The organism is Asticcacaulis sp. (assembly GCF_020217185.1).
GTDB lineage: Bacteria > Pseudomonadota > Alphaproteobacteria > Caulobacterales > Caulobacteraceae > Asticcacaulis.
Genome location: NZ_JAIWNX010000005.1, coordinates 1 through 10,000, shown reverse-complemented (window position 1 = coordinate 10,000; position 10,000 = coordinate 1). Strand labels below are relative to the sequence as shown.

9 protein-coding genes are annotated in these 10,000 nt (G+C 60.9%); 1 reads left to right on the top strand and 8 read right to left on the bottom strand.

From position 1 onward, the window contains the following. Positions 1 to 242 precede the first annotated feature (242 nt). From LDL37_RS00270 to LDL37_RS00250, 5 genes are all read right to left on the bottom strand, one after another. On the bottom strand, positions 243 to 980 hold the full coding sequence (locus tag LDL37_RS00270; RefSeq protein ID WP_126423672.1) for an SDR family NAD(P)-dependent oxidoreductase: 738 nt from the start codon (positions 978 to 980) through the stop codon (positions 243 to 245). A 34-nt stretch (positions 981 to 1,014) separates the two neighbouring features. Next, positions 1,015 to 2,511 (bottom strand): amidophosphoribosyltransferase, encoded by a 1,497-nt coding sequence (gene purF, locus LDL37_RS00265; protein WP_290792690.1) that lies wholly within the window; start codon positions 2,509 to 2,511, stop codon positions 1,015 to 1,017. Positions 2,512 to 2,626: 115 nt separating this feature from the next. Further along, entirely contained in the window at positions 2,627 to 3,124 is a 498-nt protein-coding gene (locus tag LDL37_RS00260) for a CvpA family protein (RefSeq protein WP_290792688.1), read from the bottom strand. 315 nt (positions 3,125 to 3,439) lie between these two features. After that, complete coding sequence (radA, locus tag LDL37_RS00255; RefSeq protein ID WP_290792686.1) at positions 3,440 to 4,813, bottom strand: DNA repair protein RadA; 1,374 nt, start codon at positions 4,811 to 4,813, stop codon at positions 3,440 to 3,442. 307 nt (positions 4,814 to 5,120) lie between these two features. Continuing rightward, positions 5,121 to 6,596: a replicative DNA helicase gene (locus LDL37_RS00250; RefSeq protein WP_290792684.1), complete on the bottom strand. Its 1,476-nt coding sequence runs from the start codon at positions 6,594 to 6,596 to the stop codon at positions 5,121 to 5,123. A gap of 155 nt (positions 6,597 to 6,751) precedes the next feature. On the opposite strand from LDL37_RS00250, the gene LDL37_RS00245 reads away from it, so the two are divergent. Then, complete coding sequence (locus LDL37_RS00245; protein WP_290792680.1) at positions 6,752 to 7,243, top strand: hypothetical protein; 492 nt, start codon at positions 6,752 to 6,754, stop codon at positions 7,241 to 7,243. On the opposite strand, the gene LDL37_RS00240 is transcribed toward LDL37_RS00245, so the two are convergent. The 3 genes from LDL37_RS00240 to LDL37_RS00230 all read right to left on the bottom strand — a co-directional run. Next, on the bottom strand, positions 7,244 to 7,612 hold the full coding sequence (locus LDL37_RS00240) for a hypothetical protein (protein WP_290792678.1): 369 nt from the start codon (positions 7,610 to 7,612) through the stop codon (positions 7,244 to 7,246). Next, positions 7,612 to 9,246 (bottom strand): S41 family peptidase, encoded by a 1,635-nt coding sequence (locus LDL37_RS00235; protein WP_290792676.1) that lies wholly within the window; start codon positions 9,244 to 9,246, stop codon positions 7,612 to 7,614. The genes LDL37_RS00240 and LDL37_RS00235 overlap by 1 nt, the downstream gene beginning before the upstream one ends. Before the next feature lie 127 nt (positions 9,247 to 9,373). After that, positions 9,374 to 10,000: TonB-dependent receptor (locus LDL37_RS00230; protein WP_290792674.1), on the bottom strand; the 627-nt coding region annotated here is incomplete at its 5' end.

The following is a 10,000-nucleotide window of genomic DNA, read 5'->3' as shown; positions in this document are numbered from 1 at the left end:
GTCGGTGATGCGGTCGCCATCGACGGTCGCCAGCTCCAGACCGCGCGACGCTTCCAGATCGACGACGAACGGATAGGGCTCGGCGATGACATACTGCGACAGTTCGTCCAGAAGCGCGGCGCTGTCGGGTTTGGGGAAGGTGAGGTTGGTCGTGAGCATGGCCTGGGTCATGCGTTTATTTGACCCGAATCCCGCAAAAAGTGAACCGGAAACCTTTGTTTTTCTGGAAAAATCTTGACCGGTTATGCGTGGCCGGAATGAGCCCATTCCCGGAACGCGATCGTCTCCAGCGGCGGGACGCGGTCGGCGCGCGCCAGCTCGACCATCAGCGGGATGATCTCTTCGGGCAAGGGCAGGGTTTCGGGGTCTTCGCCCGGAAATGCCTCGGCGCGCATCCGCGTGCGCATGGCCCCCGGATTGACAAGGGCGCAGCGGATGGAGGTGACTTCCATCTCGTCGGCCCAGGTGCGCACCAGCGCCTCCATCCCGGCTTTTGAGGCGGCATAGGCCCCCCAGAAGGCGCGCGGGTTTGAGGCCGCGCCCGACGACACGAAGATGGCGCGCGCCGCATCCGACAGCTTCATCACCGGCTCAAGCTGACGGATCAGACGGTAGGTGGCGTTGAGGTTCAGCGTGATGACGCGGTTAAAATCCTTGGGCTCATAGTGCGAAACGGGGGTCAGCGACCCCAGAGTGGCCGCCGCATGGACAAAGATGTCGAGTTTCTTGAAGCGTTCATAGATCGCCCCGCCGATGCGCTCCAGCGCGGCCCCGTCGGCGAGATCAAACGGGATCAGGGTGGCGTGGCGGCCGGTTTCGGCAAAGATCTGATCATCCAGTTCTTCGAGCGCGCCGGTCGTGCGGGCACAGGCGATCACGTGCGCCCCGGCGCGCGCCAGACCCAGCGCCGTCGCCCGGCCAATGCCGCGCGACGCGCCGGTGATCAGGGCGATACGCCCCTGCAAAAGGGTATCGGTCATCGCCCCCGTCTTCATCGCCCTGTCCTTTTTATTTTTAGTGGGTATTGGCCAGAAGCGACAATTGCTGACCGCTGGCTTCGGCCTCGGCGGCGATTTCTTTGTCCGTCAGACGGGTCGGATAGTCGCCGGTAAAATAGTGGTCGGTATATTGCGGCTGATCATTGTTGCGGCCGTCGTGGCCCATCGCCTTATAAAGGCCATCGACCGAGAGGAAGCCCAGACTATCGCATTCCAGCATCTGGCGCATTTCCTCGATGGAATGTTGCGCCGCCAGCAGCTTGGCGCGATCCGGCATGTCGATACCGTAATAGTCGGGCCACAGGATAGGGGGCGAGGCCGAGCGCAGGTGGACCTCCTTGGCCCCGGCGGCACGCACCATGCGCACAATCTTCACCGAGGTGGTGCCGCGCACGATGGAATCGTCGATCAGGATGACCTTCTTGCCTTCCAGTACCACGCGGTTGGGCGAATGCTTCTTTCGCACCCCCAGATCGCGGATGTTCTGGGTGGGCTGAATGAAGGTGCGGCCGACATAGTGGTTGCGGATAATGCCCAGTTCGAACGGCAGGCCCGATTCTTCGGAAAAGCCCAGCGACGCGGGTACACCCGAATCCGGCACCGGTACGACGATATCGGCATCGGCAGGGTGCTCGATGGCCAGTTGACGGCCCATCGCCTTGCGCACCTCGTAGATCGACTTGCCATTCACAACCGAATCCGGTCGCGCGAAATAAACGTATTCAAACAGACAGGGGCGGGCGGCTTTGCGCTCAAACGGCTTGAACGATTTCAGGCCCTCTTCGTCGATCTGCACCACTTCGCCGTGCTCGACATCGCGCACGAAAACCGCGCCGATCATGTCCAGCGCGCAGGTTTCCGAAGCCAGCACATAGGCGTGGCCCAGCTTGCCGATCACCAGCGGGCGGATACCCAGTGGGTCGCGCGCCCCGATCATGCCCTTGCGCGTAATGGCGACCAGCGCATAGCCGCCTTCGATATCGCGCAGGGTGTCAATGAAGCGGTCAATGATCTTGATGCTGCGCGAGCGCGCGATCAGGTGCAGGATGACTTCGGAGTCCGAGGTGGACTGGAAGATAGCGCCTTCGGCCACCAGCTTGGTGCGCAGAAACATGAAGTTGGTCAGGTTACCATTGTGCGCAATGGCGATGCCGCCCGAATCGAGATCAGCGAACATGGGCTGCACATTGCGCAGGTGCGATCCGCCGGCGGTGGAATAGCGCGTATGACCGATAGAGGCGTGGCCTTGCAGGCGCTTGATCAGGTCGGCATCGGTGAAGACGTCGCTGACCAGACCGTGCGAGCGTTCGGTGTAGAAACGGCGGCCGTCGCACGAGGCGATACCGCAGGCTTCCTGTCCGCGGTGTTGCAGGGCGTGCAGCCCCAGCGCGGTGACCGCCGAAGCGTCCTCCATGCCGTAGATGCCGAACACGCCGCATTCAAGGCGCAGGCTGTCGTCGTCGGGATCGCGTGAAACGAAGCTATCCGACAGTTCCGAGGGCGAGGTCAGCATGGCGATACCTTTGTGGCCGGTGAAGGCCTGACGCGAGACAGGGGAGGGGCTGCCTCCATATAGTCGGTATAAGGAGAAATGGAAGCCCCGGTTACGCCCCGCAGTCCCATATCACCTATTGGTTGGGCGACGCCACGCTGTCGGCATATTTCGCCCAGGAAGGCGCTACCGACACGATGGCCCTGGCGCACTGAACGCTCAAAGGATAGACCTTGGCTTCGGTGAACCAGTCGGGCTTTCCTTTAGGCAGTACGACCGAAAAAAGCAAATGGATAAAGCCCAGAATGGCCAGGGCGCGCAATACGCCAAACGCCACCCCAAGGGTGCGGTCGGCATAGCCCATCATCTGCTGCTTGTTGACCTTTTCCGACAGTGAGTTGCCCAGCGCCCGGACGCCAAAATAGGCAGAGATAAACACCACGATGATCACCACCAGCGCGAACATCTCACCCAGATTAAAGGTCTTTTGCAGCCACGGTGCCAGCCAGATGGCGATCAGTATAGCCAGAATAAAGGAGGCCGTGCCGACGATTTCGCGTGTCGCGCCGCGCGTAAAACCCGACAGGCAGGAAAACAGCAATATACCCAGAAAAATCAGATCGTAGCCCTGCATGTGCGTCCCCTCACAATGGCTTTAGAGCGGATTTCGTTCAGGTGGAATCGAAATCCGCTCTAATCTTTTGCTTTGTCGCGCATTTGATTCCGAAAACCGTTGCACACTTTTCGGAATGCGCTCTAAACCAGTACCGATGTTACGGATGGTCGTTAACCATTCTGGCCTTTTTTATAAAAAAGCGATAGCCCTGATTTAAACCTCATGCCGAAACGAAGTTCGGCGAAGCCAAAAGTGGACACCACTTTTCGGAAATACATGAGGTGTTACAAAAAATTAGAGCCATGCGGCGGCTCAACTGAGCCGACGAAGGCTCTAACTTCGGAGGTCAAAGGCGCTCATGGCATTGACCAGATGCGAGTAGGTCTTGACCTCGAACGGCGCATTGTCCTGAGCCGCGACGGGGGCGATGGCGTTGGAAAAGCCCAGTTTCAGCGCCTCTTTCATGCGCGCTTCCATGCGCGACACGCCGCGCACCTCGCCCGACAGGCTGATTTCCCCGAAGATGACCGACGCTTTCGGCAAGGGTTGATCGAGCAGGGCCGAGACCAGCGCCATGGCGGCGGCCAAATCAGCGGCGGGTTCGTTGATCTTCAGCCCGCCGGCCACATTGAGATAGACGTCCTTACCGCCGAAGCCCAAGCCGCAGCGCGATTCCAAAACGGCCAGAATCATGGCCAGCCGCCCGGAATCCCAGCCCACCACGGCGCGCCGCGGCGTGCCCAGGGCTGAGGGGGCCACCAGCGCCTGAATTTCGACCAGTACCGGACGCGAGCCTTCGATACCCGCGAACACCGCCGAACCCGATGAGCGCTCATCATTGTCGCCGAGGAACAGGGCGGAGGGGTTGGGTACTTCGCGCAAACCGCCATCGCCCATTTCAAACACGCCGATCTCATCGGTCGCCCCGAAGCGGTTTTTGGAACCGCGCAGGATACGGAACGGATAGCCGCGCTCGCCCTCAAACGACAGCACGGCATCGACCATGTGTTCGACGACGCGCGGCCCGGCGATCTGGCCTTCCTTGGTGACATGGCCGACAAGAATCATGGCGATGCGGTTCTTCTTGGCCAGACGCACCAGTTCACCAGCGCAGGCCCGCACCTGGGACACTGAGCCCTGCGCCGCGTCGATGGCGTCCGACCACAGGGTCTGGATGGAATCGATGATGACGAGGTCGTAGGTATCGCGTTTCAGCGCATCGAGAATGGTGCGCAGCGAGGTTTCAGCGGCCAGATCGACCGGGGCCTTGCTGACCCCCATGCGCGAGGCGCGCCCACGCACCTGCTCAACGGCCTCTTCGCCCGAAATATAAGCGACCTTCAGGCCACGCAGCGCCGCATGGGCGGTGACCTGCAACAACAGGGTCGATTTGCCAACGCCCGGATCGCCGGCCAGCAGGATGGCCGAGCCCGGCACAATGCCGCCGCCGCACACCCGGTCGAACTCCTCTATGCCCGTCACCATGCGCTGCGGGGCCTCGTCGGGCGCATCAAGAGTTTCAAAGTTCAGCTTTGAAAGCCTTGATATTTTTGACGGTGAAGTCTCGGGTTTCAGACTGCCCGGCGGCGCGGAAAAACTCTCCTGCACCAGAGTGTTCCAACTCAGGCACCCCGAACACTGACCTGCCCATTTGGTGTGGGTCATCCCGCAGGACTGACAGACAAAGACGGCCTGAGCCTTGGACATGATTCGCTCGCGCAACGGGGTTTATGCTGCGCAACCGATAGCCCGAGCGGCTGCAGAAATCCAGAACAAATTGCGAACTTTTATCTGGGGGCGGTTCTCCACAGAGGCACGCGGGTAGCCTCAGCGTGTGGCTCTGGTAAAGTGAAGTTCAAACCACAGATTACACAGATTTCACAGATTTTGGTGTGTCAAGCGGGCGCCCAGAGCGGTGAAGGCTAAAAGGCGCGAAGCGCCAATCTGTGAAATCTGTGTAATCTGTGGTTCCCAAATACCTTTGTGGCCATCTGTGGAGGAAATCGCCACTCTGCTATTCGTAGCCGCTATACCGGTCCTGACGCGCCAGATTGCCAAACCGCGTGACGTTTTCGTCGAACGACAGGCGTACCGTGCCGATGGGGCCGTGACGCTGTTTGCCGATGATGACTTCGGCGGTGCCGCGCAGCTTGTCCATATCTTCCTGCCATTGCAGGTGCTCGGGCGTGCCCTCCTTCGGTTCGGCGCGGCCCAGATAGTAGCTTTCGCGATAGACGAACATGACGATATCGGCGTCCTGTTCGATCGAGCCGGATTCGCGCAGGTCCGACAGTTGCGGGCGCTTGTCGTCGCGGCTTTCGACCTGACGCGAGAGCTGCGACAGGGCAATGACCGGCACCTGAAGCTCCTTGGCCAGCGATTTCAGACCCATGGTGATGGTCGAGATTTCCTGCACGCGGTTCATATTGCTGTCGCCCGTCGTGACCAGTTGCAGGTAGTCCACCACGATGAGGTCAAGGCCGGCGGTGCGCTTCAGGCGGCGCGCGCGCGCCGTCAGTTTGGCGAGGCTGAGGCCGCCGGTATCGTCGATATACAGCGGGTAGGAGGCGATCTCCATCGCCGCGTCCTTGAGCCGCCCGAATTCCACGGCGTCGATTTCGCCCTTACGCAGGCGGTCGGAGGAGACGCCGGAGGCATCGGCCAGCAGACGGGTCGCCAACTGGTCGGCGGACATTTCGAGCGAGTAGAAGGCCACCACGCCGCCATCGACCGTCTTGCGCGTGCCGTCGGGTTGAATCTCGAAGCGGTATTTCTTAGCCACGTTCATGGCGATATTGGTGGCCAGTGCCGTCTTCCCCATCGACGGACGCCCGGCGAGGATCAGCAGGTCCGACTTATGCAAACCACCGATCTGCCGGTCGAGGTCGTCGAGGCGGGTGGCCAGACCCGACAGGCCACCGTCGCGGTGGAAGGCCTCTTCGGCATTGGAAATGGCCCCGGTGACGGCTTCGGAGAAGGTCTTGAAGCCGGTCGAAGAGGTGCCCTTTTCAGCCATTTCATAAAGCTGGGCTTCGGCGCGCTCGATCTGCTCGCGGCCATTGCCTTCCTGCGTGGCCGAACGGGCGATTTCGCCGCCCAGACGGATCAGGTCGCGGCGCAGCGCCAGATCGTAGATGACGCGCGCATAGTCCGAGGCATTGGCCGAGGGCGGGGCGCGATCGACCAGATCGGCCAGGTAGCGGATGCCGCCTAGATCGTTGAAGGCCTGATCCGTCTTGAACTTGTCGAGCAGGACGATGGGTTCGGCCAGATGCCCGATACGGATCTGTTCTTCGATGGTGGCAAACAGCTTCTGGTGAAACGGCTCATAGAAATGCCGGGCACTCAGACCATCATACAGGCGCTCATAGGCCCCGTTGTCGAACATGAGCGTGCCGAGCAGGGCCTGTTCGGCTTCGAGATTGTGCGGCAGGGCTTGGGGCGTGTCAGCCGAAACCGGCAGGGGGGCGTCGAGCAGGGTGGTGTTCATAGCGGTGTTTAAGCAGGTCAGGGACGGGCTGTCGCTGCCCCTATGCGGCGCAAAGGCGGCTGTCCACTTAACTCCGATTCACAGCCTGTGAATAATGGGGATAGATGCATTCTTCAGAGTGTTGATGTATGGTGATCTTCTGATTAGGGGGTGTTATGAAAAAACATAATTTTCTAAGGATCGCAGTAATCACTGCTACGTCTGTGATTGCCTCTGGCTGTTCAGCATTATCCGATTGTCATGCAACGCGCGACGAATGGTACACAGACTTTGGCAATACAGACATTGGTGGTTACGAATCGAATACTGCCGAAGTGGTGTTTGCAGAAGTAAGCCCCGATCATATGTCAGAGGTGACCTCTCGTTTGGGGGCTAAAACTGTTATTTCACTGACACCCGAAGAAGCCCGCCAACTTACCACGCAAAACCCGCCCGATACGCACGGTCTTCGACCTTATCTCGTCCGGGCTTTGAGTTATAGACAAGAGACCGGCGCATACAGTGTATCGCTGGGGGAGAAGGCTTTGTACGTGACTTACGGTATGCTTGGACGGCGCAATTGCTACCCGGTGTATCGTGAGGGTCTGATTGTTTGGCTGGCCAATCCGCCCAAGGCTGTTATCATCACGACAGGGATAGCTGAATAATTAACGGTTGTTCACCGGGCGGCAGGTGACGCCCTTCAGCTCGGTTTCGACCTCCGTATCGTGCCGCACGGCCAGACACTTACCGTCCTTAAGCACCACATCGAAGATCGTCGGCACGGCGGTGGAATGGGTTTCCAGCGGCCCCAGAGGCGGTGGCAGGACACCGAGCAGGGTCGTCTGAGCCGCAGCAGAGGGGCCGAACTCGATATTAGCCCGACCGATGACCGGGGCCAGAGCGGCCTTGAGACGGCTGACGGTTTGCGGATCGCTCATATCGACGCTGGCCGGTACGGCCTTTCCGGCCGCCATTGTCTGACAGCCGACCAGCCCCAGCGCACACAACAGACCGGCAGGGAGGAGCCCGCGCATCAGCGACCTCCCGGCAGGGTCATGTCGCGGTTGACGTCCATGATCCATTTGGGCGGGACTATGGCCGGGCCTGAGCCGCCGCTGACCGGGCCCGCCGACTGGACCGCCGAACTGGCGGCCGCGAAGGCGGTGGCCGAGGCCGGGCACGAACTGGTGCGGCGATAACTGAGCGCCGTGCTGACCAGCCCCTCGGTCGCCAGACCCAGCTCCTTGCTCAGGTCATCGCTGGCGACGCAGCCGGGCAGTTTGACGCCCGTGGTCGAGGTGGTGTTGTTCGGCACGAAGCCGTCGGCATAGTCACCAAAGCCGAGATCGTTCACGCCCTGAAACTGAATGGTGTAGTAGGTCTCACCGCAATTGTCCTGCGGGTAGAAGCCATAGGGTTTGCCGCAGGTCTTGCCGCCGATCAGGACGACTTCGACGCCGACGCCGCGCAGACCGTTAATCACCGCTTCCGAGGCACTGCACGTGTCTTCGGTGGCCAGCACATAGACGCGCGACAGGTTAAGCGTCGGCAGAGACGTCCCCGCCGTGACGGTGAATCCGAGCCCCTGATTATAGAAGGGGACGGGATTGTTGGCCTGACCTGTTACCGGGTTGGTGTTACCGGCGGCTGCGTTGAATTTCAGCGTTTCAAAGGTGCGGTTGGCGGTGCGCGTATTGCCGGCGATCATGTAGCTGAGCTGCGACGCCACCGCCAGCAGCCCCCCACCATTATAGCGCAGATCGAGGATCAGGTCGCTGACCCCGGCGGTCTGCATGTCGCGCATGGCCGAAACGATCTCGGTTTCGCTGGAATAGGGGCTGAAGGTGTTGAACAGAATATAGCCGATTTTCGAGGAACCATCCGTCAGGATGCTCGTCTTGTTGACCGGTTTGGGGCTGACATTGGCCGAGGTCAGGGTCACGGTCTTTGTAGACCCATCGACCAGACGCAGCCCGAAGGTCGTGGAGGTCCCGGTCGCCGTTGGGAAAAGCCCGGCATTCAGTGCATTAACACCCGCCTGCGTATTGTCATTGACGAGGTCGATGCCGTTGACCGTCAGGATGCGCGCCCCACGCGGCACCACACCGGCGGCGGGCGAGCCCGGCTCGGTATAGACGACGCGGAAATCGCGCGGTGTGGTGGTCGAATAGGCCGTCAGTTCCATCCCGTAGCTGGCGGTGGCCGCCGCATTGCGCCGCGCCAGATACTCCGTTGTCGGCTCGCTGAAATGGAAATTGTCCTTGTCCTTGCCTGAGGCGGTTTTGCTAAAGGTCTTCAGGCCTGCAAAATACTGCGTCCGCGTGCCGCCGCTGGCCGGATCGGTGTCGGTAACCTCCGTGTTCCACAGGTAGGTTTCGCGCGTCCAGGAGCGCAGCCAGTTCTTTTCGTCGAGCGCCGTGCCGGCCTTGTCCGGGAAGCGGTTGCCTTCGATATCGACGCCGCTGCGCACGGTTTCGCACTTGTCCTTGAAGGTGCTGGCGGCCTGAAACACGCCGCTGACCCAGCCTGCGACGCCGCCGCCGCCGCTGCTTCCGCCACCGCTCGATCCCGTTGCGGTCGAACCGCCGCCACCTCCGCCGCCTCCGCCACCACAGGCGGTCAGGGCCGCCGCGGCGGCGGTCAGAACGAACATGCGGGCGAAGGTCATCAGGCGCTTTGTCATGGCGCGATGATGCCACGAAGTTGGCAGACCGCAAGTCCCTCTTTCTTGGCAGGCGGGCTGCAAAAAACCCCGCGGATCGCTCTGCGGGGTCTGGAGAGGTTGCGGTTTTCGCTTACCAGTTGTGCGTTACGCGCGCATACAGATAGCGGCCATTGAAGCCGAACGGCGAGAAGCGCGAGAAGGCCAGCGCACCCTGCGACCCTTGCAGCGAAGCGATGGTCTTGTCCGGATAGACGTCGAAGACATTGTCCGCGCCGAAGGTGACCGAGGTCTTGTCCGTCAGCTTGTAGCTGGCCGACAGGTCGAGCAGGGTCTTTTCGCCGGTGTGGATGTCGCTGGGGAAGGTCGCCGCCGCGTCGATCACGTCGCCATAATAGGTGGCGCGACCGTTGACGCTCCACTTGCCGCCCTTCCAGTCCACCGTAGCGCTGCCCTTGTTCTCAGGCGTCGAGTTGGTGAGGATGTACTGACGGATGCGGGCGAACAGCACCGGCGGATTTTGCAGGCTCGACACCGTATTGGCGCCCGGCAGGCGGGTGATTTCGGTATTGCCGGTGTTCCAGGCGAGGTTGAAGTTGAAGCGGCCGTAATGGTCGGTCGGCAGGCGATAATTGGCCACCAGATCAATACCGGTCGTTTCGCTGTCCACGCCATTGGTGAAGAAGCGGGCGGCCGTCACGCCATAGGGCTTCAGCAGGGCGGTGATTTCCGACGTGCCCGACAGATTTTCCGTCAGGAC

What these genes read in the sequence shown, in the direction of transcription:
- LDL37_RS00270 (WP_126423672.1), bottom strand. Translation starts at nt 980, where the DNA reads ATGACCGATACCCTTTTGCAGGGGCGTATCGCCCTGATCACCGGCGCG.
- purF (WP_290792690.1), bottom strand. Translation starts at nt 2,511, where the DNA reads ATGCTGACCTCGCCCTCGGAACTGTCGGATAGCTTCGTTTCACGCGAT.
- LDL37_RS00260 (WP_290792688.1), bottom strand. Translation starts at nt 3,124, where the DNA reads ATGCAGGGCTACGATCTGATTTTTCTGGGTATATTGCTGTTTTCCTGC.
- radA (WP_290792686.1), bottom strand. Translation starts at nt 4,813, where the DNA reads ATGTCCAAGGCTCAGGCCGTCTTTGTCTGTCAGTCCTGCGGGATGACC.
- LDL37_RS00250 (WP_290792684.1), bottom strand. Translation starts at nt 6,596, where the DNA reads ATGAACACCACCCTGCTCGACGCCCCCCTGCCGGTTTCGGCTGACACG.
- LDL37_RS00245 (WP_290792680.1), top strand. Translation starts at nt 6,752, where the DNA reads ATGAAAAAACATAATTTTCTAAGGATCGCAGTAATCACTGCTACGTCT.
- LDL37_RS00240 (WP_290792678.1), bottom strand. Translation starts at nt 7,612, where the DNA reads ATGCGCGGGCTCCTCCCTGCCGGTCTGTTGTGTGCGCTGGGGCTGGTC.
- LDL37_RS00235 (WP_290792676.1), bottom strand. Translation starts at nt 9,246, where the DNA reads ATGACCTTCGCCCGCATGTTCGTTCTGACCGCCGCCGCGGCGGCCCTG.